This window comes from Bacillus sp. JFL15 (assembly GCF_001184225.1).
Lineage (GTDB): Bacteria > Bacillota > Bacilli > Bacillales > Bacillaceae > Bacillus > Bacillus siamensis.
The window spans coordinates 2,523,826-2,547,927 of the sequence record NZ_KQ236689.1; the positions used below are offsets into that span (position 1 = coordinate 2,523,826).

Genomic DNA, 24,102 nt, shown 5'->3' on the forward strand with positions numbered 1-24,102 from the left:
GAGGAGGGGTCATACATTATAAATAAGTCCAAGTAGGGGGGATTCGGTTGAACGCGGAGGAGACAAAAGGTTTACAGCGGGCAATTGAGGAAATAACCGACATTGCGAAGGGATTCGGCCTTGATTTCTACCCGATGAGATACGAAATTTGCCCGGCTGAAATTATTTATACATTCGGCGCGTACGGCATGCCGACGAGATTCAGCCACTGGAGTTTCGGTAAACAATTTCACAAGATGAAACTCCATTATGATCTCGGTTTGAGCAAAATTTATGAACTTGTCATTAATTCCAACCCTTGCTACGCTTTTTTGCTGGACAGCAATTCGCTGATCCAAAATAAATTAATTGTAGCCCATGTACTGGCCCATTGTGATTTTTTCAAACATAACTGCCGCTTTCAAAATACGAACCGGGACATGGTCGAGAGTATGGCGGCTGCGGCGGAGCGGATTAAGCATTATGAAAGAATTCACGGAATTAAAGAGGTGGAGTCCTTTTTAGATGCCATTCTGGCGGTTCAGGAGCATATCGATCCGTCGCTCGTCAGGCCGAAGCTGCAATGGAGCGTTGATGACGAAGATGAGGACGAAGAGGAAACTGCGCCATCGCCTTACGATGATTTATGGGGAATGGATAAGCCGAAGCCGGTGAAAAAGAAAAAAGGGAAAAAAGCGTTTCCGCCCCGGCCGGAAAAAGACATTCTGCTGTTTATCGAGGAGCATTCGCGGGAGCTCGAACCGTGGCAGCGAGATATTTTAACCATGATGAGAGAAGAAATGCTGTATTTCTGGCCTCAGCTGGAAACAAAAATCATGAACGAAGGCTGGGCATCCTATTGGCATCAGCGGATTATCCGCGAGCTTGATTTAACTTCAGATGAAGCCATCGAATTTGCGAAACTGAACGCAGGCGTCGTTCAGCCGTCAAAAACGGGAATCAATCCGTATTATTTAGGGCTGAAAATTTTTGAAGACATCGAAGAGCGCTACGACAACCCGACAGAAGAAATGAAAAAAACAGGGGTAAAGCCCGGTTCCGGCCGTGAAAAAATGTTTGAGGTCAGGGAAATTGAATCAGATATTTCTTTTATCCGCAATTATTTGACGAAAGATCTCGTGCTGCGAGAGGATCTGTATTTATTCCAAAAGCAGGGCAGGGACTATAAAGTGATCGACAAGGAATGGAAGGCCGTGCGCGATCAGCTCGTGAACATGCGGGTAAACGGCGGGTTTCCTTATCTGACCGTCAATGATGGGGATTATCTGAAGAATAATGAGCTTTATATTAAGCATTGGTATGAGGGAATTGAGCTTGATCTGAAATATTTGGAGAAGGTGCTGCCGTACTTGTACCAGCTGTGGGGCAGGAGCGTGCATATCGAATCAGTTCTGGAAGATAAGGAAGTGATGTTCTCGTATGACGGCAAAGGAGTGCACCGGAGATATCTGTAAAGAAAAAAGGATGCAGGGAAACCCCGCATCCTTTTTTTATTTGCCGTTTTTCAGAATGTGAAAGATCTTTTTAGCCTGATCCGTGTTGTTTAATAGGCCTGTAAAAGATTCTTTTCCCGGGCCGTATGCGTAAACCGGAACTTCTTCGCCCGTATGATCGCCGGTTGTCCAGCCGCTGTTGGTTTTCGCATTAAAGAGCTTAATGATCGCTTTATAGGCGCCCTTGTCCTTATCCTGCTTTGCCGTAGTTTCGATCTGGTTGATTTCGGCTTTTGAGCATTTCAGGCCGGTATAACGCGCAAGCACGGAAGATACGGATTTGCCCGCTTTGATTTGATCAGCCATAAATGCCGGTGTTTTTTTCGCGGCAAGAATCGGTTCAACATGCCAGTTTTTATCGTTATTCGCGCCGATCGTCAATCCGCCGGTCGTATGATCAGCAGTGGCAATGACAAGCGTATGTTTGTCCTTTTTGGCAAATGCGATCGCTGCTTTATACGCTTTTTCAAAATCCTTCATTTCGCTCATTGCGCCGACGATATCATTGTCATGTCCCGCCCAGTCAATTTGGCTGCCTTCGACCATTAAGAAAAAACCTTTTTTATTCTTATTCAGTCTGTCGATCGCCGCTGTTGTCATGTCTTCTAATGAAGGCACGTCGTTTGAGCGGTCGATTGCTTTGGCGAGTCCGCCATCGGCAAACAGGCCGAGAACGTTTTTATTGCGGTCCTTTTTAAGTTCCTGTTTTGATGTCACGTAGCTGTATCCCGCTTTTTTGAAATCCTTCGTTATATTGCGGTCTTTACGGATAAAGTTTGATTTGCCGCCGCCGAGGAGTACATCCACTTTCTGCTTTCCGTTGATGCGGTCATCAAAGTAGCTGCTTGCGATTTCATCCATATTTTTTCTTGATTTGTTATGCGCGCCGAAAGCCGCAGGAGTGGCGTGGGCAATCTCTGAAGTTGCGACAAGTCCGGTGGATTTGCCTCTTTGTTTCGCTTCTTCGAGGACAGATTTTACCCGCTTTCCTTTTTTATCGACTCCGATCGCCGCGTTATACGTTTTCACGCCGGTGGCCATTGCCGTGCCGGCCGCCGCGGAATCGGTGATAGTGGAATCAGGATCGTCGGGATAAGTCATCATCATCCCGGTGAGATTGGGATCAAACGCCGTCAGTTTCATGCCGTCTGAAGGCTTTCCTTTGTTAATGACCGAACGGTAGGCGTTCATGTAAGGCGCACCCATTCCGTCTCCGACCATGAAGATGACGTTTCTGATCTCATTTTTGTCAGGCTGTTTTTTTGCCGCAGCCTGTTCGGAGTGCTGAAATCCCGCACCCGCAATCAAACCGGCTGTCAGCACGGATACGGCTGCCGCCGGCAGAAGTTTTGACCGAACCTGTTTAAATAGACTCATTCTCAAATCGTCCTCCTTTAATCGTGGTCTGCATGTCTAATGGTAGGGAATGTTTGTAAAGAACGCCTGTCCCTCCTGTAAATTTCAGGTGAAACATTGTTAGAAATGTAAATTCTCAAGTAAGGTTATGTTTTCAAGAAAAAGTAAAAATCATTCACTATTTCAAAAAAGATGAGGGTTTTTTTAACAAGGGGTAATGTGGAAAATAAATTTCTTTATTTTCCAAAACACGAGGATCGCAGGAAAAAAACATGACAAAAAGACTCTTTTTTCGTCACGTTTGAAATCAAATTGAAATATTTAATACCCTTAAAAACTTTTTTTAAAAACGAATTAGTAAGAAATTTGTCACGGGAAGTCAAGTCTATTTCTAGTGGAAATTGAACCTTATAATAGGAAACAGATAAAAACTTTAAAAAAGAGACTTATAAAATAGATAGAATTATTCAGGGAGGAAAAAATGAAAAAGCAACTTGTTACAGCAACGACGGCAGTGGTTTTAGGGACGACTTTGTTTGCGGGTGCGGCATCTGCGCAAACAATTAAGGTAAAAAAAGGCGATACATTATGGGGACTTTCAAATCGGTACGGAACGTCAATTAATTCCATTAAATCTGAGAACAAATTAAAATCGGATATCATTTACATCGGCCAGACGCTTTCGATCAATGGTAAATCATCTTCAGGTTCAAATTCGGGCAGCAAGTCATCATCGTCTACATATAAAGTCGTAAAAGGCGACAGCCTTTGGAAAATTGCGAATAAATATAAAATGACGGTAAACCAATTGAAAAGCTTAAACGGTTTAAAAACGGACCTGATCCGCATCGGGCAAGTGCTTAAAGTAAAAGGATCAACTTCAGGTTCAGCGTCTTCAGGTTCTTCGTCATCAAAGCAGCCTTCATCCAGCCATCATGCTGCACAGACGAGCCTGAATGTAAACAAGCTGATTTCTGATGCGCAATCTTTAATCGGCACGCCGTATGTATGGGGCGGAACAACGACTTCCGGCTTTGACTGCAGCGGATTTATCTGGTACCTTCTGAACAAACAGACGAGTGTCGGAAGAACAAGCACTGCGGGTTACTGGAGCTCAATGAAGAGCGTGTCCAGCCCGTCTAAAGGCGACTTCGTCTTCTTTACAACCTATCAGGCCGGCCCTTCACACATGGGCGTGTACATCGGAAACAACAAGTTCATCCATGCCGGTTCCGACGGCGTCGCAACAAGTGACCTGAATAACAGCTACTGGAAGCCGCGCTACCTGGGCGCGAAAAGATTCTAGCAGCCAGAGAAACCCGTTCATCAGAACGGGTTTTTTATTTAGACGGAACAGAACTCCATTTGTTTCACCTAAAAATGAAAATGTGATAAAAAATCTAAAAAGGTTTTCTTTTTTTCATTTTCATGGAGGGCGATGGCGTAGGCGCCCGCGCTCGGCATCTGGGCGAAATCGCACGGGATTTCTATCATGCTGCCTTCAGCGAGTTCGGCCCGTACCGCTGATAGCGGCAGAAATGAGACGCCCAGCCCCTCTTTAATAAATCGTTTCGTAATATGCGTCTGTGTCACCTTCATCGTTCTGACAAAGGGGAACTGTATTCTGACCTGACGGAGCAAATCATCCCAATAGTCAGGATGGTTATGGGTCAAAAGCAGATATCGTCCGAGCAGGTCTTTCACTTCATCCGCTTTCCCTGATCCTGGTTTTCGGCCGGGGGGCGCGACGAGCACAACGGGGTCATTGTACAGGGGGCGGCATGTGAGGGAAGATGATTGCACCTTTAAGCAGCTCAGTCCGATATCGGCTGAGCCGTTTCTGATTTGAGTGGCGATTTCTTCCGATTCGTAAATGGTGACCGTCATTTCGGTCTCTTTATTGTCCTCTGTGTAACGCTTCATGACAGACGGAAGAACGGTGTCGGCGATAAGCGGCGAAACAGCGAGCGTCAGCGTGTGGAAGTAGCCTTGACGCACCCTGTGCAGCTCCGCCATGCTGTTTTCATAGTCTTCCAAAAGCCTCATGGCAAATGGAACGTATGCTTTTCCTTCCTCAGTCAATTGTATTTTCCGGCCGCTTCGCTGAAACAGCTTACAGCTGATTTCTTTCTCTAATAATTTTATATGAACGGTGACGGTCGGCTGGGATAAAAAAAGTGTTTCCGCCGTTTTTCTGAAATTCTCATATTTTGCTGCGGTGACGAAGGTGTGAAGCCATTTAAAATCCATAGATGCACTCCTCTGATTAAAAGTTTTAATTAATTCCCTTAAAAATATTCATTATTTTTTAAATATTATATTTACTATAATAACAGAAAGAGGATAAGGGGGAATGAAATTGATTTATCATGGATTGAAAGGAATTACTTGTGCAGAAACGGCGATCAGCCACATTGACGGAGAAAAGGGGCATTTGATATATCGCGGATATGACGCGAAGGATATCGCGCTCCAATCCAGTTTTGAAGAAGCGGCGTATCTCATCTTAAACGGAACGCTTCCTGATGAGCAGCAATTGCTTGCGTTTCAAGAAAAACTTGCAGCCGAGCGCGGGCTGCCGAAACATCTCATCGACCTGCTGGAAACGCTTCCGGACGATATGGACGATATGGCGGTGCTGAGAACGGCTGTTTCAGGTTTGGGGACAGATTCATTTACATATCCGCCTAAGCCGGAAGAAGCGATTAAACTGATTGCCGTCACACCGACGATTATTGCGTACAGATACCGCCGTAAACAAGGGCAGGAAGCACTGCCGCCTGAGGCGCGATACGGGCATGTTGAAAACTATTTGTACATGCTGACCGGCAGGCAGCCGTCCGAAGCTCAAAAGAAAGCGCTTGAAACGTATATGATTCTGGCGATGGAGCACGGGATGAATGCATCGACTTTTTCAGCGAGAGTCACCGTTTCCACTGAATCCGACTTAGTGTCTGCCGTCACTTCCGCACTGGGCACGATGAAAGGGCCGCTGCACGGAGGCGCGCCTTCCGGTGTAACGAAAATGCTTGAAGACATTGGACAAAAAGAAAACGCAGAAGCATATTTGACAGCGAAGCTTATGAGGGGAGAGCGCCTGATGGGCTTCGGGCACAGAGTATACAAAACAAAAGATCCGCGGGCGGAAGCATTGCGCATAAAGGCTGAAGAGGTGGCCGGAAATGATCCGTCGCTTGATTTGGCGCTTTATGTGGAGAAGGAAGCCATCCGTTTATTAGAGCAATATAAGCCGGGACGGAAGCTGTATACAAATGTAGAATTTTACGCGGCGGCTGTCATGCAGGCTATTGATGTGGACAATGCTTTGTTTACGCCGACTTTTTCGGCAAGCCGAATGGCGGGCTGGTGCGCACACGTGCTTGAACAGTCAGCTGACAACATGATTTTCAGGCCGTCTGCGCAATACACCGGAGCCTTTCCCGAAACGGCTCAGCAGCTTTAAGCATCGGCATATTTGTCCGTTTAGTGATCCGCACTCCGTGGTATCGTCTCAGTAATACCAAATGCAGGAGTGTGAGAACATGAATCCGATGGACAGACAGACAGAAGGTCAAAAACCCCAGGTGCAAGACCGCCAGCCCGGCACTGAGTCAGAAATGGAGCCGAAACCGCTCTTGGAGGACCCGGATGTAAAAGGATCGGGCAGACTAAAAGGAAAAGTCGCCGTCATCACGGGCGGAGACAGCGGCATCGGCGCAGCGGCTGCGATTGCTTACGCGAAGGAGGGAGCGGATCTTGCCATCCTGTACCTTGACGAACATGCCGATGCCGAGAGAACGAAAAAGCGTGCGGAAGAATGTCAGGCCGATTGCCTGTTAATTCCGGGAGACGTCGGGGATGAGGCCCATTGTCAGAAGGCGGTCCGGCAAGTCTTAGATCACTACGGAAAAATTGATATTCTTGTGAATAATGCCGCTGAGCAGCATCCGCAAAACGGGATCCTTGATATTACGGCTGAACAGCTGGAGAAGACCTTCCGCACAAACATGTTTTCCATGTTTCATATGACAAAGGCTGTGCTGCCTCATCTGAAAAGAGGGAGCGCCATTATTAACACAACATCTATTACCGCTTATCAGGGCGATACATCATTGATTGACTATTCGTGCACGAAAGGCGGCATCGTTTCCTTTACACGTTCGATGGCGAAGTCATTGGCCGATCAGGGGATCAGGGTAAATGCAGTGGCCCCGGGCCCGATCTGGACCGCTTTGATCCCTGCGACATTTACTGAAGAAAAGGTGGAAAAGCACGGTCTGGATACCCCGATGGGAAGACCGGGACAGCCTGCTGAACACGCCGGAGCTTACGTGCTTTTGGCTTCAGACGAATCTTCCTATATGACAGGACAGACCATTCACGTAAATGGAGGCAGATTTATTTCAACATAATCCTTAAGTCTTATCCCGCACTTTTAAAAGTGCGGGATTTTTATTTATTTCTATATAATGTTAAAAAAACGCTGTCGTCAGGTCAATCGTGAATTCAAAGATGATAATAAGCGTTAACCCGCTGTAATAACGGGACGTTTTCCCATTCATATTCTGTTTTGTTCATACAATAAATTTAATATATAGAATTTTCAAAAAAGTTATTTTCATTTTTTTATTTTTCGTTATAATATGATGTAGGAGAAAGGAATGATGTGCTGAAACATTTCATGCGAAAAATAAGAATTTAGTCATTATCATTATTGTTATCTGAATATTCTAACATAAGAGATTGATATACAAGGAGTGAAGCAGATGAAGGGGAGCATATTCAGAAAGAAAAGCATTCAGGACCTGCTTGCCGCAACGGGCGGCGAAAAGTCGCTGAAAAGGGAGTTGGGGGCCTTTGATCTGACCCTTCTCGGGATAGGAGCCATCATCGGAACGGGTATTTTTGTTTTAACCGGAACAGGGGCAGTTACGGCGGGACCCGGGCTGACCGTTTCATTTGTCATAGCCGCTTTAGCATGTTTATTTGCGGCTTTGTCATATGCTGAATTTGCTTCAAGCGTCCCGGTTTCAGGTTCCGTCTACACATTTACTTATGCGACATTGGGTGAACCTCTCGCGTTTATCATCGGATGGGATTTAATCTTGGAATATATGCTCGCCGTCAGCGCGGTTTCGGTCGGCTGGTCCGGTTATTTTCAATCATTTTTGGCGGGATTCGGCATCCATCTTCCGACCGCATTAACGGCCGCTCCGGGTTCTATTAAAGGCACAGTCACATTCTTTAATCTTCCGGCATTTGTTATTGTGCTTGCGATTACATTCCTTCTCTACTTAGGCATTAAGGAATCGAAGCGGGTCAATAATATTATGGTAATTCTGAAAATTCTGGTTGTTTTGTTGTTTATCGCCGTTGCGGCCGTATATGTCAAACCGCATAACTGGCAGCCGTTTATGCCGATGGGGTTCGGCGGTGTTTTCAGTGCCGCGGCGCTCGTTTTCTTCTCCTTTATCGGTTTTGACGCCGTCTCTTCCGCCGCAGAGGAAACGAAAAATCCGGGGAAGGATCTGCCGAAAGGAATTATTTTTTCATTAATCGTCTGCACCGTGCTGTATGTGACCGTATCGGCGATTATGACGGGCGTCGTACCGTTTGCCGGTTTTGAAGGCGTTGACCATCCCGTTTCTCTCGTCCTGCAGATGGCCGGTCAGAATTGGGTGGCCGGGATTATTGATATCGGCGCAGTGTTGGGAATGACGACGGTGATGCTCGTCATGCTGTACGGCCAGACGAGGGTGATGTTTGCCATGTCCCGTGACGGTTTAGTGCCGGGGGCGCTTTCAAAAGTCCATCCGAAGCATAAAACGCCGCACGTGGTGACGTGGGTGTTCGGTATTCTGTCGGCATTGCTGGGAGCGCTCGTCCCGCTTGATGAACTGGCGAAGCTCGTAAACATCGGCACGCTTGCCGCGTTTGTCATGATTTCCGTGGCGGTTATCGTGCTGAGAAAGAAACAGCCTGATCTGCCGAGAGCTTTTAAATGTCCGGGAGTTCCCTTTATTCCGATATTGTCCATTCTGTTCTGCGTGTTTTTGATTATTAACCTTGGCGCCGCCACTATCATCCGTTTCTTTATCTGGCTGATCATAGGTCTGGTGATTTATTTCTTATATTCGAGAAAGCATTCGAAATTAAACGGATAATTGGCAAAAGGAGCGGTATCTGCCGCTCCTTTTGTGTTTTTCAGAATAGTGAAACATATTGAAATGGGCTTAAGTTATCGCGGCGAATAAGGGATAATATAGGGCGGAAGGGAAGTGGAAAGTGGTGTCTGACCAAAAAAGGGTTCAATGGGCCTCAAAAATAGGATTTATTATGGCCGCCGCCGGTTCGGCGATCGGCCTGGGAGCCATTTGGAAGTTCCCTTACGTAGCGGGTACGAACGGGGGAGGCGCTTTTTTTCTTGTATTCGTCCTCTTTACCGTGCTTTTAGGCTATCCGCTTTTGCTCGGTGAATTTATTTTCGGAAGGCGGAGCCAGACAAATGCGATTGATGCCTACAAACAAGCCGCGCCGAAGTCGGTATGGCACCTTACGGGTTATGTGGGTGTGGCGGCCTGTTTTTTAGTTTTGTCTTTTTACAGTGTTGTCGGCGGGTGGATTTTGCTCTATGTGCTGAAAGCCGTTACCGGTTCTTTATCCGGGCTCACTCAGGAGCAGTACGGCACGGTATTCGGGACGGTCATTGAAAATCCGCTCCAGACTCTCGCCGCGCAGCTGGTATTTATGATCATGACGGTAGCGGTCGTCGCAAAAGGCGTGCAGAAAGGGATTGAACGTGTCAGTGCGGTGCTGATGCCGATTTTATTCGTGCTGTTTCTGCTGCTTGTGCTGCGTTCTGTCACGCTTGATCATGCCGTTGAGGGAATTAAATTTTTATTGGTTCCGCACTTTGAAGATTTGACGCCGGAATCCATTCTTTATGCTTTAGGACAGGCGTTTTTTACATTAACGCTCGGCGTATCGGTCATGGTGACGTACAGTTCGTATCTGCCGAAAAACCAAAACCTTCCGGGATCGGCGGGTTCCATTGTTATCATGAATGTGCTCGTCACGCTGTTTGCGGGACTGGCCATTTTTCCGGCGGTTTTTTCGTTCGGCTTTAAACCGGATGAAGGGCCTACACTGCTGTTTACCGTACTGCCGGCTGTGTTTGACCGGCTGCCGTTCGGCTCGCTGTTTTTCATCAGCTTTCTGGCGGTCTTTTTCTTTGCCGCACTGACTTCGGCCTTTTCGATGGTGGAAATTATCGTGGCGACTGTAGGGAAAGGTGATGAAACGAAAAGGAAGAAGCTGTCGTGGACAAGCGGTCTGCTCATTTTCTTAGTCGGAATTCCGTCGTGTTTATCATACGGTGTTCTCAGTGATGTTCATTTGTTCGGAAAAACATTTTTTGATCTGGCGGATTTCACAGTGAGCAATGTGCTGATTCCGCTCGGCGCTTTATTAATATCAATCTTCATCCCGCTGAAAATACCGAAGCGGGAGCTGTTTGCCGAGATGAAAAGCGGTTCCGCCGTCGGCTATCGTTTCTTTCAGCTGTGGTATTTCCTTTTGAAATATCTTGTGCCGCTGGCTATCATTGTCGTATTGCTGCATTTAATCGGCGTTCTTTCATTTTAAAAAAACAGGCCCCGTAAAAAGGGCCTGTTTTTATTTTATGGTTAAAAACCGAATTGCAGATTCGTATCAACGGCAACGATCGTATATACACAGACAATGACGAAAAGGTTGAGGATGACGCCGAGCAGCCCCGGGCCCGTCCGGCCTTTTTTAATAAACAGCTCAATGATGCCGAACGGCACGGCGGCCATCGCAAACGGCAGCATCTGATAAGAATAGAAAGTTACATTGCTGATGATTGCCACGTTCAACAGCAGCAGCGACAAAATCGCGGTACCGACTGATATCCAGCCGAAAACATTATGCTCTTTAAAAATTCTTACCAATTCCATAATTCCACCTCACCGATGTTTGCTGCTTTTACTGTTTTGTTTTTCAGCAGACGTTCGATTTCTTTTGTCGGCCCCGTCACGACAGAGCCGTATACATTCATTCCGTGATGTTCGACATAGTCGATTCTGCTGCTCAGGTTCATGTCTTTGCGTTTCGATATCGCATGCGCCCATTTTTTATGGCGGGACATAAATTCAAGAGCGCTGGTGAATTGTTCTCGGTCTGTCTGTCCCTGCGCTTCAAAAGAGGAAGCCATCTTAGAATCTTTCCCGGGAAATCCTAACGGCTCGGCATAAGGACTGTCTTTCAGATTTTTCTCCGTTTCGATCGCGTTCCATAAAAACTTCACATCGTATTTTTTAAAGGCTGAATATACTTGGGAAGAAGGGTAGGCGCGGTCATAAGAAAGATAGACCTCAGCCACGCTGCCTTCAGGCAATTTTTTTAATGTCTGTCCGGCTTTGTCGACCGTACGCTTCTTTAAGCCGGAAGGATGCGCGAAATAATGCTTTGCCTGTGCCGCGTCTAAATCATAGTAGTTAACGGCAGGCGATTTGACCGTATCTAAAAACATTTCAATCCGTTCTCCGCCGACGGATTTCGTTTTTGTACCGATCTGCTTTTGCAGCGGAAATTCCGTATTCATTCCAAACAGCTTCACCTGGCTTTTCAGCCCGGAGGTATCGACGAGGACGTTCGGCATTGTGGTCGCCACCGTCACGGCAGCGGTCTCCATTAATTGATTACCGGTGCTTTCTTTTCCTCCCAAACCGTAATAGAGGTAGCTTCCTAAAGTGCAAAGCGGCAAAATCATCAAAGTGGAGATGACGGCGAGAACCGAAATCCGCAAATACGATTTGCGTTTTCCGTATGATAAAATGGCCTTCTGTTTTTCCGGGCTGATGCCGACGTCCCATTCCCGGTCGTCCTGCATTTCGCTTTCAATCAGCTCCTGATAGACTTCCAGCTTTTCCAGTTCTTCTTCAAAGGCGGCCATTTCCCGGTCGCTCATTTCTCCATTTTTGTATTGGTAAAAACGCTTTTTAAATTCTTCATTCATCATTAACACCTCTATTATAAAGTGCTTTCAGCCGCTGTCTGGCACGAAATAAAACACTTTTAAAATTAGCCTCTGAAATATTCATAATATGGGATGCTTCTTTGTAATTCAGTTCTTTTAAATAATACAGTGTTAAGGCCTCCCGATAATTGTCGGGAAGTTCGGACATATACCCTGTCAGCACTTCCTTGATTTCAATCTGATGAGCCGGGCTTTGCACAGCCGTCTGAAAAAGGCTCCCAATTAAGTCATCGGAAATGGTCACTTCCTTCTTATGTTTTCTGACATAATCTATAAACGCATTTCTCGCCACTTGAAAAAGCCATGGCTTTACTTTGCTGTGGTCGTAGGAGTGAATGTGTATGTATGCCCTCATAAAGGTTTCCTGCAGCAAATCTTCAGCGAGATGCTTGTCTTTAGTCATGGAGAGCAGGAACCGGTAAACATCATTCATATACATTTGGTAAATTTCATCGATCGTCACTGCCTTTTCTCCCCTCTATGTTATACACGCATAAGAAAGGTTTAAAGTTGCACGTTCCATGCAAACGGCTTAATTTCATTTTCACCTCATCAAACACCATTTCTCTATAGTACCCAAAATCCGTCATAAAAGATAGAGATAGGCGGAGGAAAAATATATTTATTAGTACCAGGTAATAAAAAATATTGTTATAATAGAGAGAGAACACTTTTGATCATTACAACAAAGGAAGTGCGTTATGTATAAGTTTTGTGCAAATGCCATCAAATTCATTCTTTCTCTGCGCGGAGGAGTCAAAGTATACAATAAAGAGAATCTTCCGTCTGATAAAGGATTCGTTATCGCGTGCACGCATGCGGGCTGGGTGGACGTCCTTACGCTCGGAGTCGGAATATTGCCTCATCAGATTCATTATATGGCGAAAAAAGAGCTGTTTCAGAAAAAGTGGATCGGGAGTTTTTTGAAGAAGATTCACGCGTTTCCGGTTGATCGTGAAAATCCGGGTCCGAGCAGCATTAAAACGCCGATTAAGCTTCTGAAGGAAGGGAAGATTGTCGGGATTTTTCCAAGCGGCACGAGAACTTCTGAAGACGTCCCGCTGAAAAGAGGGGCCGTGACTATCGCCCAAATGGGGAAAGCGCCGCTCGTTCCGGCCGCATACAGCGGACCGTCTGCGGGAAAAGAACTGTTTAAAAAGGGAAAAATGCGGCTTATCATCGGCAAGCCGATTTTTTTGGAGGACTTTGCCGACCTTGCGCCGAAGGAGAGGCTTGCGGCCATGACAGAAGAGCTGAATGCCAGAATTAAAGACCTTGAGAAAAAACTGGAACAAATGTAAACAAAAAAGCTTGCCGTCTGTATGAGACGCGCAAGCTTTTTTTGGTTATGCTTCTTTTTGTTCAGCGGTTTCCAGCAGTTCATCAAACGCCAGTTTTTTCACTTCGATATATGCGACGTGATGGCCGTCAATTTCATTAATAATAAATTCACAGCCTTCTTCGATAATCGAGTCGTATTGTTCGACGTCGTATTTCTGTGTAAGGAACCAGCCGCCGATGGTGTCGACTTCGTCATTTTCTAAATGGATGCCGAGCAGTTCGTTCACTTGATCAATCAGAACCTTACCGTCAAGCATGTAATGACCGTCGCCGAGTTTGCGGATTTCGTTGATTTCATCTATATCAAATTCATCACGGATTTCCCCGACGATTTCTTCGATGATGTCTTCAACGGTGACAAGTCCCGCGGTTCCGCCGTATTCGTCCGACAGAATCGCCATATGAACCCGCTCCTTCTGCATTTTCACAAGCAGGTCGTGAATCGGTGCCGACTCAATTACATGGATGATCGGATTGACAAATTCAGTAATCGGCGAGTCGACTGATACCTCGCCGCTGATGCAGGCGGTCAGCACTTCTTTAATGTTAATGACGCCGATAATATTATCTTTGTCACCCTCTTCGACAGGGTAACGGGTATATTTTTCAATCTGAATGATGTCCATCATTTCAGAAATTTTGATATCATGCGGCAGACTGACGATTTCCGTACGCGGAATCATGATTTCTTTTGCAAGTCTGTCGTCAAATTCAAAGATTTTATTCACGTATTTAAATTCAGACTGGTTGATTTCACCGCTTTTATAGCTTTCCGATAAAATGATGCGCAGCTCTTCTTCAGAGTGGGCAAGCTCATTTTCTGACACCGGCTCCAGGCCGAACATCTTCGTTAAAAGACGGGCGGAGTTGTTCAGAAGCCAGATAAACGGGAACATGATGCGGTAAAACCAAATGAGCGGTTTTGAAAACAGCATCGAAACGGCTTCCGCTTTTTGGATGGCGACTGTTTTCGGCGCTAATTCTCCGACGACCACGTGTAAAAACGTAATGATCGCGTAGGCGAGAATAAATGAAATAATGTGCGATAGTGAGCTTGGTACGTTTATCTTTGTGAAAAGCGGATGAAGCAGGCGTTCAATCGTTGATTCGCCTAAGACACCAAGACCAATTGAAGTCAATGTTATGCCGAGCTGGCACGCTGATAAATACTCATCTAAATGCGTGGTCACTTTTTTGACACCGATTGCGGCTTTATTTCCTTCTGCTATAAGCTGGTCAACCCGTGAGCCTCTGATTCTGATTATCGCAAACTCAGATGCTACGAAAAATGCCGTCAGCGCGATTAAAACCGCGACTAAAATCAAATTCACAATGTCCAATTAGAACCTTCACTCCTTTTGGGAAGATGAAGGTAACACCTCCTGTTAGTAAGATAATGGTTTAACTTAACAGCAGCATAAATGATTGAAGCACTGCAAGCTTTTCAGGAGCCAGCTTTTTTTTCAGCTGTGCGCGCTCCTCTGGTTCAAGCTTTTCAAACCGATGCAAGATCCCGGAGATGTTTTGATTCATGTGATCAATTTCCGATGCCAGATTTCCAATATCGTCAGGCAAGGCTGAAGAGGGAAACTGGTTCTCCAGTCGGTCTTTTATATCAGACAGGGCCAATCGCTGCTTTTTACAAGCGACTATAAACTTTAACCGGTTGAGTGCAAGTGTATCGTAGTAACGATAGTTTGAACAAGACCTGCCAGGCTTTAAAAGCCCGAGGTTTGTGTAGTAATCCACCGTGCGTTTCGTTACACCGGCAAGCTCTGCTAATTCACTGATGCGATAAGTCTCAGCCCCATCTAAATCCCTCCCCAACCATCACGTTATAGTTATGAGAATAGTTTAATATATGAAGGGGAGTTTGCACAAGTTTATTGTTTTCCGTCTTTCTCTTGAAACCGGGCGGTATGATCCTGAAAAAGCGTTGACTGCGCTATGTAAATCTTTCATAATCATTGTAAATAGAAACGGCAGAAAAAGACAGAAGGGACAGATGACAATGGGCGGTTTATCACGGGAAGTGACAGAAAATCTGGAGAAAGGATCATGGATACGCAAACTATTTGATGAAGGCGCGCGGCTGAAAAAAGAATTCGGCGCCGATAAGGTGTTTGACTTTTCTATAGGAAATCCGGTTTGTGAGCCTCCGGAAACATTTAAAAAGGCGCTTTGCGAAGCGGCTGAAACAGGACGGCACGGATATATACAAAACCAAGGGCTTCCGGAGGCGCGAGAGAAGGTTGCGGGCTTTTTGTCAGAGCGGTTCCAGACTGAAATTTCTGCCAGACATACAGTGATGACGGTCGGAGCCGGCGGAGCGCTGAATGTTGCGCTCAAGAGCATATTGAACCCGGAGGAAGAAGTCATCCTTCTGGCGCCTTATTTTGCGGAATACAAAGCGTATGTTGAAAATTACCGCGGCAGACCCGTCATCTGTCCGCTGACTGACTCATTTGAGATTGATATTGAAGCGGTGAGAGAAGCGATCACTCCCCGTACGAAAGGGCTGATCGTCAATACGCCGCATAATCCGACGGGAACGGTGCTGAGCCAGAAAAATCTTAATGAATTGGGCGCCTTATTAAAAGAAGCCGAGGAACGGAACGGACAAAGCATCTTTATTTTATTTGACGAACCATACAGCCAGCTGATCTACGGCGAAGAGCAGGCGAATCCGTTTCAGGCGTATCACCGCGTGATTTTAGTCAGTTCGTTCAGTAAAGATCTCGGCATTGCGGGGGAAAGGCTTGGGTATATCGCAGTTGACGCCCAAATGCCTGAGGGGGATCTTCTGACGGATGCGTTCGTTTTCTGCAACCGGACGCTCGGTTTTGTAAACGCTCCGGTCATGATGCAGCGCGCCGTGGCGAAAATGGATGATCTTTCGATTGATGCTGAACCTTACCGTAAGCGCAGAGACCTTATGGTGGACATCCTCACAGAAGCCGGTTTTGAATTTGAAATGCCGAAGGGAGGCTTTTTCGTCTTTCCTAAATCACCGATTGAAGACGAGGTGGCATTCTGCATGCATGCCGCACAGAAATACAAACTATTGATCGTACCCGGCAGCGGATTTGGAAGAAGCGGCTATTTCCGTTTATCTTTCAGCGTCCCTATAGAACAGATCAGACAGTCGCGGGACATTTTCAAAGCGCTGTATCAAGATTTTTCTTCATAGCTTCCAATACATAAAGATGGGAGAACGGGCAAATGTCGAGGAGAAGTGTTGGCACGTCAGACATCAGCATTACAGGAATCGGGGTCTTAACCGCGGTCGGACAGGGCAAAGAGGCGTTTCTTGATGCGCTTATGGAAGGGCGGCACGCTTTTGATGTGATGAAACGCCCCGGCCGGCAGAAGGGCAGTTCGTTTATCGGCGCGGAGCTTACCGAATTAACGCCGCCGGATGCGCTGTCCAAACGCTTGTACCGAAGGGCCGCATTATCAGGAAAGGCGGCGCTTATCGCTTTATATGAAGCGTGGCATGACGCTCAATTAGACGGTGCTGATCACAGCCGCACGGGTCTGATCGTCGGCGGCTCGAATACGACGCAGCGCGAACTGCTGCAGACCTTTGAGAAAAACGGCGAAACGCCGCAATTTGTAAATCCGGTGTACGGGCTTTCTTTTATGGATAGTGATCTATCAGGGCTTTGCACCGAGCAATTCGGGATAAAAGGGCCGGCTTTTACGGTCGGCGGCGCGTCGGCAAGCGGCCAGGCGGCGGTTATCCAGGCTGTCCAAGGTATCAATGGCGGCCTGTTTGACCGCTGTATCGCGATCGGGGCGCTGGCCGATCTGTCGTATATGGAGTGTCACGCCCTCCGCTCATTGGGAGCAATGGGCACTGATCAATTCGCTGAACATCCTGAAGCCGCCTGCCGCCCGTTTGACCGGCATACGGACGGTTTTATATTCGGAGAAGCATGCGGGGCGATTGTGCTGGAACGCGCTGAATCTGCCGAACAGAGGGGCGCGCGTTCGTGGGCCGGCTTAAAGGGCTGGGGGATGGCTTCTGATGCGAACCGCAACCCGAATCCTTCAGCAGAAGGCGAAATGACGGTGATCCGCCAGGCACTGGAGCGGGCCGGTCTTTCAGTAAAAGAAATTGATTACATCAATCCCCACGGCACCGGTTCGCCGATCGGAGATAAAACTGAGTGCCGGGCGCTTTCTGAAAGCGGTCTGGCCCACGCGCGGATTAATGCAACAAAATCGATCACCGGACACGGCCTGAGTGCGGCCGGAACGGTGGAAATCATTGCCGCACTATTGCAGATGCGGGAATCCAAGCTTCATCCGACCCGCAATTTAACGGAGCCGATTGACGATTCATTTCAGTGGGTGACCGACGGGCCGAGCGCCCATACCGTACATCATGCGTTGAGCTTAAGCATGGGATTCGGGGGGATTAATACAGCGCTTTGTTTAGAAAATCATTTCCGAAGCAGATAACGCCAGTCTTCTTTTTTGAAGGCTGTTTTTTATATGATAAAAAATCTGAAAATGATGAAAGAATGGAGTTATGATACAATAAAATATACAAATGACAATCATGCTTTGACTTAGGAGGTGGCAGGATGGGGCCCTCTGTGTAGTCAATCGCCCATTTCGTTCCTCTCGCTTAAGAAAAAACGATGAAATCAGGAGGTGACGTCCTTATCCTTCAATTCGGGATAAGGTGAAATGGACGATATTGACAGTTTGATTTTAATCGGTGTGCTCATTGCGTTAACGGCGTTTTTCGTGGCGAGTGAATTTGCGATCGTCAGAGTGAGGAGATCCAGAATCGATCAGCTCATCTCAGAAGGGAACAGACGGGCAGTGCTCGCAAAGCGTATCATTACGGATCTTGATGAGTATTTATCCGCCTCGCAGCTCGGCATTACACTGACTTCTATTGGGCTCGGCGTACTGGGAGAGCCTGCATTTGAGCGGATGCTTCATCCTGTGTTACAGAGTATGGGGCTGCCGGATTCTGCTGAGCATGTGATTGCTTTTGCTGCGGCGTATGGGCTGATTACGTTTTTACATGTCGTCGTCGGTGAGCTTGCGCCTAAAACGGTTGCGATTCAAAAAGCGGAAAAGCTGACGCTATGGATTGCAGGGCCGCTTCGGTTATTTTACGTGTTCATGTTCCCGTTTATTTGGGTCTTAAACGGCTCCGCGAGGATTTTAACCGGTCTGGCCGGATTAAAGCCGGCATCTGAGCATGAAGGCTCCCATTCTGAAGAAGAGCTGCGGATCCTGCTGTCAGAAAGTTTAAAAAACGGAGAAATCAATCCGTCCGAATATACATTTGTGAATAAAATTTTTGAATTTGATAATCGGATCGCCAAGGAAATCATGATTCCGAGAAAAGAAATCGCCGCTGTTTCAACTGATATGACCGTGCCGGAAATGCTTGATATGATGCTGAAAGACAAGTATACGCGATGGCCCGTAACAGACGGGGACAAAGACAGCGTCATCGGCATGATCAATACGAAGCATCTTTTTTCAGATCTGCTGTTTATGACAGAAGATGAAAAAGCGGAAGTATCCATCACGTCTTACGTCCGCCCGGTCATTGAAGTCATTGAGACGATTCCGATACACGACCTGCTGATAAAAATGCAGAGAGAGCGGATTCATCTGGCGATATTGTCTGATGAATACGGCGGGACGTCCGGTCTTGTGACGACCGAAGACATCCTTGAAGAAATCGTCGGCGATATCAGAGACGAATTTGATGAAGATGAACAGCCGCTGATTCAAAAGCTGTCCGAACGTCATTATGTCCTGGACGGAAAGGTTCGGATCGATCAGGTGAATCATCTGCTCGGCGCAGAGATTGAAGAGGAAGTCGACACGATCGGCGGCCTTGTGCTGAAGCGGAATATTGATATTTGTGCGGGTGAGTCGATACAGATTGGGGGATACACTGCCCTTATCTTAGAAATGGACGGCCGGTTTATTAAACAGCTTGAATTAAAAGAAGAACAGGGCCGACCGGGCGGTCAGGGGACAATAAACCGCCCGCTGCCCGTGCCTGAAACGGTCATGCTTCATAACGCAACCTTGAGCGAAAAATAAGCTCAAGGTTTTTTTAAATGGAAATGATAATGAAGCCGCACCAGAACACCAAAAGGCTTCCGGCTGCTGAAACTGCGATGTAAAGCAGGCTTTCCTTTATGCGGTTGTTCATCATCAGCTGCACGGCTTCAATACTGAAGGTGGAAAAGGTCGTAAACGCACCGAAAAAGCCTGTCGCAATGATGATTCCGGCTGAAGGATTATCCAGACCCAATCCGGTGAACATGCCGAGGCCGAAGGAGCCGAGCAGGTTGACCGCAGCCATTCCAAGTGGAATCGGCAAACCCTTTGTCCTTTCTGAAACGGTTTGCCCCAGCAGAAACCGTAATACCGCTCCGATTCCCGCTGCAATAAGCATCAAGACAATCGTCATGGCGTATCATGCTCCCTTCCCGCGATGCGAAGAGCAATCCGCCGTCCCCAGAAAATGCCGGCGTATGCAAGGGCAAGACCGGCGAATAAAGTCGCGGCAGCATAACAAAAAGCCGCTGAGGGAGACGATTGCAGCAAAAAGACGGTTTCTTTTGCGAAGGTGGACATCGTCGTGAAACCTCCGCAAAAACCGGTTCCGAAAAAGGCGGTCAGGAGAGGGCGTTTAGCCCGAATGAGAAAATAACCCGTGATAAGGCCGAGTAAAAGGCTTCCCGCCGCGTTTTCGAGGAAAGCAGCCGCCGGGAAAGACCGGCTGTGAATGTGTGTGCTCATTTCAAAGCGGAGCAAAGCGCCGAGCGCCCCTCCGATAAAAATTGCGATGTATTGTTTCATATCAGCCATCCTTAGAAATAAAATCCGGAAAATCAGTTACAATGCCGTCAACTTCCATCATTTGCAGCTTTTCGGCCGTCTTTTGATTTCTGACCGTCCAGGCAAATACTTTCAGACCGTGTTTGTGAGCGGTGGAAATCAAGAACCGATTCAGGCGGGTATATTTAATATTGACATAATGTACGGCTGATTTGTAGGCGTTCAGCTGGCTTCTGGAAAACCTCCCGAAGCTGGGCCTGGCAATAATTGCAGTTGGAACGGACGGATACATATCATGAAAGGCCTGAATCGACTTCAGGCTGAAAGATTGAACGATATGATGCATGGAAAAGGAAAACCTGCTTAACAGCCGGCCGACTGCTTTTTCAAGACCGACTTGAGAAGCGTGCCCTTTCAGTTCAATTAAAAATCCGATTTTAGAATGGTAACGCTTCAAGACCTCTTCGAGCAGGGGAATCCGTTCCCCTTTAAACTCAGCCCCGTACCAGCTGCCGGCATCCAGGGATTGCAGCTGCTTCAGCGTAAAATCTTTTACAAAACCAGAGCCGTCCGTCGTCCGGTCGACTCTGTCATCATGTATGACGACAATGTGTCCGTCTTTTGTGAGCTGGACGTCAAGCTCAATGAAATCAGCGTTCATTTCGGCAGCGATATCAAATGCCGCAAATGTATTTTCGGGCGCATAACCGGATGCGCCGCGATGAGCGATGGTATACAAGCTTGTCAGCTCCCCTCATGGGCATTTCTGTTATTATATCAAATTCATATATGCACAGCGATTCAAACTGGTGAATGTGCGAAACAGTATTTTTTTGGAATAAAGATAGTGCTTTTTTCGGTTTACATTCCGCAGTGATGATTTATAATGGCAAAAAGGAGGCGAGATCATGGGAAAAGGGAGATTGAAAGTGGAGGAAAGAATTAAAGCCGAAACCGATGCTGAGATCCAAAAAGCGACTCTCCTGAATCAGACACAATCGAAGAAAAAATAGTGCCTGCCCCTGTTGTATCTGGCTGAAAGATGAACGAATTTGTGAAAAACCCCGGCTGTGTTCTGCTGCCGGGGTTTTTCAGGCTTTCATAAAGACATTAAAAGAAGCTGATGTCCGAATGTTTTAGTATAATAGATTTTCGACAAGACAAAGGAGCATATGCTATGGTAACACATTTTAAGAGCTTTTTTACTCTTGACCATATTTTGCAGATCTGTATCAGCATTGGGATTTTAGCGGCTTTTCTCATTTTGAGAAAACTGTTTGTCAAATATTTTTTCCAGCTTGTTTACAAATTGGCGAACAAGCCGAAAACCGATATATTCAAACAGATTGCGGTAGCGTTTGACAAGCCGGCCAGGTGGTTTTTCGTGGCGCTGGGGCTGTTTTTAGCGATTGAGTATTCGCCGTTTTTAGACGGTCAGATGGACATTGTCAAAAAAATGTACCGCTCTCTGATCATAGCGCTGATCGCCTGGGGGCTTTGCAATCTGACATCGGCATCTTCTTTTTTATTTCATAAAGTCAATCAGCGCTTTGAGCTTGATATGGATGACATTTTGGCGCCGTTTTTATCTAAGGTGCTGCGCTTTGTCATTCTCGCACTCAGCGTCAGCGTGATCGCACAGGAATTCAATTATGATGTAAATGGGTTTGTGGCCGGACTCGGACTTGGCGGATTGGCGTTCGCGCTCGCGGCTAAAGATACGATCAGCAATTTTTTCGGCGGCATTATCATCATTACGGAGAAGCCGTTTACGATCGGCGACTGGGTCGAGACGTCATCTGTGACAGGGGGCGTAGAAGATATCACATTCCGAAGCACAAAGTTCCGGACGGCGCAGGGGGCGCTCGTCACTGTGCCCAATTCAACGCTGTCGATGGAAGCCATCACAAACTGGACGAGAATGACTAAGCGCCAGATCACGTTTTCCGTTCGTGTCTCTTATGCGACGCCGATTGATCGTTTAGAGCGGTGCATCACAAGGCTCAGAGAAATGCTTCGTGAACATGAAGGCGTGCATGATGATACGATTATGGTTAACTTTGACGTGTTTGCGGACAGCTATTACAATCTTTTTTTCAACTTTTACACAAAGACCATCGTTTGGGCGGAAAGCCTGGACGTGCGGCAGGATATCAACCGCCGGATTATTGATATTTTTGCGGAGGAAGGCGTGGAATTCGCCTATCCGGGCCAGAATGTATTCGTAAAACAGAAAAGCCACGATGATCCGGTTCATGTGAAGGATCATTCCGGAGAAAAAGAACGGGCATAACGGGCGCCGTTCTTTTTTCATGATATGATAAAAAGAAAAGGCGGTGGAAGAGTGGAAGCGTTTATGACATTGATCAATCAGGCTGAACGTATCGCGGTGCTGACGGGAGCGGGAATGAGCACGGAATCCGGCATTCCGGATTTTCGTTCGGCGGGCGGTATATGGACCGAAGACACCTCCAGAATGGAAGCGATGAGCAGGGAATACTTTGAACGCCGTCCGCGTGACTTCTGGCCCAAATTCAAACAGCTGTTTCAGATGAAAATGAGCGGAAGCTATGAACCGAATGCCGGCCATAAGTATTTGGCAGACCTTGAAAAGCGGGGAAAGCAGGTAGACATTTTCACGCAGAATATTGACGGGCTGCATAAGAAAGCGGGAAGCAGCAGTGTCTATGAGCTTCACGGTTCAATTCAGACCGCCGCATGCCCCCGCTGCGGCGCGCGCTACGGGCTTTCTCATCTGCTGAAGGAAGAAGTTCCGGAATGTACGGCGGAAACCGGAGATCATGCGGTTTGCGGCACTGTATTAAAGACGGATGTCGTACTTTTCGGTGATCTCGTCCAGCATTTTGAAACCCTTTATGAAAAGCTTGATCAAGCTGATCTCCTTCTTGTGATCGGCACTTCGCTTGAGGTGGCGCCGGCAAGGTTTGTCCCTGAGGATGCAAGCCGGATTCCCGGTTTGAAGCAGGTGATCATTAACCTTGAGCCGACATATTGCGACCATTTATTTGATCTTGTCATTCATGAGAAGATCGGTGAATTTGCAAAGCGGATCAGCGCCGCGATATAAAAAAAGCCGGATCATATACAGATCCGGCTTTTTCTTATTCATGGACGGGAATCATCTGGTCCGTCAGAATATCAAAGGAGTAGCCTTTGGCTTTCAGTTTTTGGATCAGGCTCGGCAAAGCATGAACGGTCGCAGGCAGATCGTGCATTAAAATGACATGCGGCCTGCTCGTATGGACGCTTTCCAAATATGCGAGCTGATTCAGTACTTCCGGCACGTACCGGGCATTTTTGTATTTCCAGTCCTCACTGTCAATCGTCCAGTCCCAGTACACAAAGCCGCCTCTTTCGAGATGCTTGATCTGGGTGTCTGTCAATGACGGTTTGCTGCCGTAAGGCGTGCGGACAAGATCCGTTTTCACTCCCGTGATGGCCTGGAGCGTATCGCGTCCCTGCTGCATTTCTTTCAGCGGCGATGTCGGTGTTTGATAAAACAGGTGATTATCGTGCGTCACGCCATGCAGGCCGAGCGCGATTCCTTCCTGATTCGCTCTTTGCACGGAATGCTTATAGGCTTTCATCCGCGGTTCAAGCATAAAAAAAGTGGCCTTTGCGCCATTTGCCTTCAATACATTCAACAGCTGTTCAGTATAAGGAGACGGCCCGTCGTCAAAGGTTAAATATACCGTTTTTTTCCCCGTGTCCCGCTCTTTTTGCAAATGTTTAAGCAGGATGTCGGGAGAATCGTTTTTCAGCCGCAGGCTTTCTGTTTCATCTCGAAGCTGCCCGTTTGCAGTCACAGTGACCTGTTTATTTTTTGCGGCGGAAGCGGAATAACCCATTATGACGATTACTAAAAGCAGTCCGCACAAAACTGCTAAACTCGTAAGTTTAAAAGCTAATGAAAACAGAGAAGGGGAAGCACCTTCTTTTGTCTTGCGCATAACAATCTCTCCAGTAGCATAAATTTCTTCATAATGCCGATAACAGCAGAGG

At 47.0% G+C, this 24,102-nt stretch carries 24 protein-coding genes; 13 read left to right on the forward strand and 11 right to left on the reverse strand.

Features of this window, described 5'->3' with window-relative positions:
- The first annotated feature begins 47 nt into the window (after positions 1 to 47).
- Positions 48 to 1,454 (forward strand): SpoVR family protein, encoded by a 1,407-nt coding sequence (locus tag AD710_RS12625; protein WP_049628183.1) that lies wholly within the window; start codon positions 48 to 50, stop codon positions 1,452 to 1,454.
- Between the two features lie 36 nt (positions 1,455 to 1,490).
- Here AD710_RS12625 and AD710_RS12630 read toward each other — a convergent pair whose 3' ends face one another.
- Positions 1,491 to 2,870, reverse strand: a complete 1,380-nt coding sequence (locus AD710_RS12630; RefSeq protein WP_049628184.1) for an alkaline phosphatase PhoA — start codon at positions 2,868 to 2,870, stop codon at positions 1,491 to 1,493.
- Positions 2,871 to 3,330: 460 nt separating this feature from the next.
- On the opposite strand from AD710_RS12630, the gene AD710_RS12635 reads away from it, so the two are divergent.
- A complete protein-coding gene (locus tag AD710_RS12635; protein WP_049628185.1) occupies positions 3,331 to 4,155 on the forward strand; it encodes a C40 family peptidase in 825 nt (274 codons plus the stop codon).
- Positions 4,156 to 4,223: 68 nt separating this feature from the next.
- Here the strand turns inward: AD710_RS12635 and AD710_RS12640 are convergent, their stop codons facing one another.
- A complete protein-coding gene (locus tag AD710_RS12640; protein ID WP_045927075.1) occupies positions 4,224 to 5,099 on the reverse strand; it encodes a transcriptional regulator CitR in 876 nt (291 codons plus the stop codon).
- Between the two features lie 109 nt (positions 5,100 to 5,208).
- Between AD710_RS12640 and AD710_RS12645 the strand changes: the two genes are divergently transcribed.
- The 4 genes from AD710_RS12645 to AD710_RS12660 all read left to right on the forward strand — a co-directional run bounded on the left by AD710_RS12645 (position 5,209) and on the right by AD710_RS12660 (position 10,493).
- Entirely contained in the window at positions 5,209 to 6,312 is a 1,104-nt protein-coding gene (locus tag AD710_RS12645) for a citrate synthase/methylcitrate synthase (protein ID WP_049628186.1), read from the forward strand.
- 79 nt (positions 6,313 to 6,391) lie between these two features.
- Positions 6,392 to 7,261 (forward strand): SDR family oxidoreductase, encoded by an 870-nt coding sequence (locus AD710_RS12650; protein ID WP_047476656.1) that lies wholly within the window; start codon positions 6,392 to 6,394, stop codon positions 7,259 to 7,261.
- Positions 7,262 to 7,615: 354 nt separating this feature from the next.
- Positions 7,616 to 9,013 carry a branched-chain amino acid transporter BcaP gene (locus tag AD710_RS12655; RefSeq protein WP_049628187.1) on the forward strand — a complete coding sequence of 466 codons (1,398 nt, stop codon included), beginning with the start codon at positions 7,616 to 7,618 and terminating at the stop codon, positions 9,011 to 9,013.
- 124 nt (positions 9,014 to 9,137) lie between these two features.
- Positions 9,138 to 10,493 (forward strand): sodium-dependent transporter, encoded by a 1,356-nt coding sequence (locus tag AD710_RS12660; protein WP_049628811.1) that lies wholly within the window; start codon positions 9,138 to 9,140, stop codon positions 10,491 to 10,493.
- A 41-nt stretch (positions 10,494 to 10,534) separates the two neighbouring features.
- Here AD710_RS12660 and AD710_RS12665 read toward each other — a convergent pair whose 3' ends face one another.
- The 3 genes from AD710_RS12665 to sigM are packed head-to-tail and all read right to left on the reverse strand — an operon-like array spanning position 10,535 to position 12,370.
- A complete protein-coding gene (locus AD710_RS12665; protein WP_003155315.1) occupies positions 10,535 to 10,825 on the reverse strand; it encodes an anti-sigma-M factor in 291 nt (96 codons plus the stop codon).
- The gene (locus AD710_RS12670; RefSeq protein ID WP_049628188.1) at positions 10,813 to 11,886 is read right to left on the reverse strand and encodes an anti-sigma factor; all 1,074 of its coding nucleotides are present in this window, start codon (positions 11,884 to 11,886) and stop codon (positions 10,813 to 10,815) included. The genes AD710_RS12665 and AD710_RS12670 overlap by 13 nt, the downstream gene beginning before the upstream one ends.
- A complete protein-coding gene (sigM, locus tag AD710_RS12675; protein ID WP_003155312.1) occupies positions 11,879 to 12,370 on the reverse strand; it encodes an RNA polymerase sigma factor SigM in 492 nt (163 codons plus the stop codon). The genes AD710_RS12670 and sigM overlap by 8 nt, the downstream gene beginning before the upstream one ends.
- Positions 12,371 to 12,608: 238 nt before the next feature.
- Here sigM and AD710_RS12680 point away from each other — a divergent pair, with 238 nt between their 5' ends.
- On the forward strand, positions 12,609 to 13,208 hold the full coding sequence (locus tag AD710_RS12680; protein WP_045927079.1) for a lysophospholipid acyltransferase family protein: 600 nt from the start codon (positions 12,609 to 12,611) through the stop codon (positions 13,206 to 13,208).
- Positions 13,209 to 13,253: 45 nt separating this feature from the next.
- On the opposite strand, the gene AD710_RS12685 is transcribed toward AD710_RS12680, so the two are convergent.
- The gene (locus AD710_RS12685; RefSeq protein WP_047476662.1) at positions 13,254 to 14,588 is read right to left on the reverse strand and encodes a hemolysin family protein; all 1,335 of its coding nucleotides are present in this window, start codon (positions 14,586 to 14,588) and stop codon (positions 13,254 to 13,256) included.
- Between the two features lie 61 nt (positions 14,589 to 14,649).
- Entirely contained in the window at positions 14,650 to 15,075 is a 426-nt protein-coding gene (locus AD710_RS12690) for a Cu(I)-responsive transcriptional regulator (protein WP_016938386.1), read from the reverse strand.
- Positions 15,076 to 15,253: 178 nt separating this feature from the next.
- Here AD710_RS12690 and AD710_RS12695 point away from each other — a divergent pair, with 178 nt between their 5' ends.
- The 3 genes from AD710_RS12695 (at position 15,254) to AD710_RS12705 (ending at position 19,335) form a co-directional block, all read left to right on the forward strand.
- On the forward strand, positions 15,254 to 16,438 hold the full coding sequence (locus tag AD710_RS12695; RefSeq protein WP_049628812.1) for a pyridoxal phosphate-dependent aminotransferase: 1,185 nt from the start codon (positions 15,254 to 15,256) through the stop codon (positions 16,436 to 16,438).
- A gap of 32 nt (positions 16,439 to 16,470) precedes the next feature.
- Positions 16,471 to 17,715 carry a beta-ketoacyl synthase N-terminal-like domain-containing protein gene (locus AD710_RS12700; protein ID WP_049628189.1) on the forward strand — a complete coding sequence of 415 codons (1,245 nt, stop codon included), beginning with the start codon at positions 16,471 to 16,473 and terminating at the stop codon, positions 17,713 to 17,715.
- A 231-nt stretch (positions 17,716 to 17,946) separates the two neighbouring features.
- A complete protein-coding gene (locus AD710_RS12705) occupies positions 17,947 to 19,335 on the forward strand; it encodes a hemolysin family protein (protein WP_045927081.1) in 1,389 nt (462 codons plus the stop codon).
- 13 nt (positions 19,336 to 19,348) lie between these two features.
- Here the strand turns inward: AD710_RS12705 and crcB are convergent, their stop codons facing one another.
- Genes crcB through AD710_RS12720 form a run of 3 tightly spaced genes read right to left on the reverse strand, consistent with a single transcriptional unit; the run spans position 19,349 to position 20,818 of the window.
- Positions 19,349 to 19,708: a fluoride efflux transporter CrcB gene (crcB, locus tag AD710_RS12710; protein WP_045927082.1), complete on the reverse strand. Its 360-nt coding sequence runs from the start codon at positions 19,706 to 19,708 to the stop codon at positions 19,349 to 19,351.
- Positions 19,705 to 20,100, reverse strand: coding sequence for a fluoride efflux transporter FluC (locus tag AD710_RS12715; protein WP_049628190.1), 396 nt, complete (start codon positions 20,098 to 20,100; stop codon positions 19,705 to 19,707). The genes crcB and AD710_RS12715 overlap by 4 nt, the downstream gene beginning before the upstream one ends.
- A gap of 1 nt (position 20,101) precedes the next feature.
- Positions 20,102 to 20,818, reverse strand: a complete 717-nt coding sequence (locus tag AD710_RS12720; RefSeq protein WP_049628191.1) for a glycerophosphodiester phosphodiesterase — start codon at positions 20,816 to 20,818, stop codon at positions 20,102 to 20,104.
- A gap of 169 nt (positions 20,819 to 20,987) precedes the next feature.
- Here AD710_RS12720 and AD710_RS19600 point away from each other — a divergent pair, with 169 nt between their 5' ends.
- The 3 genes from AD710_RS19600 (at position 20,988) to AD710_RS12730 (ending at position 23,167) form a co-directional block, all read left to right on the forward strand.
- Positions 20,988 to 21,092 carry a YhdX family protein gene (locus AD710_RS19600; protein WP_016938379.1) on the forward strand — a complete coding sequence of 35 codons (105 nt, stop codon included), beginning with the start codon at positions 20,988 to 20,990 and terminating at the stop codon, positions 21,090 to 21,092.
- A 164-nt stretch (positions 21,093 to 21,256) separates the two neighbouring features.
- A complete protein-coding gene (locus AD710_RS12725; RefSeq protein ID WP_049628192.1) occupies positions 21,257 to 22,372 on the forward strand; it encodes a mechanosensitive ion channel family protein in 1,116 nt (371 codons plus the stop codon).
- A 63-nt stretch (positions 22,373 to 22,435) separates the two neighbouring features.
- Positions 22,436 to 23,167: an NAD-dependent protein deacylase gene (locus AD710_RS12730; protein WP_395941028.1), complete on the forward strand. Its 732-nt coding sequence runs from the start codon at positions 22,436 to 22,438 to the stop codon at positions 23,165 to 23,167.
- Positions 23,168 to 23,201: 34 nt separating this feature from the next.
- Here the strand turns inward: AD710_RS12730 and AD710_RS12735 are convergent, their stop codons facing one another.
- Entirely contained in the window at positions 23,202 to 24,050 is an 849-nt protein-coding gene (locus tag AD710_RS12735; RefSeq protein WP_049628193.1) for a polysaccharide deacetylase family protein, read from the reverse strand.
- Positions 24,051 to 24,102: the final 52 nt, after the last annotated feature.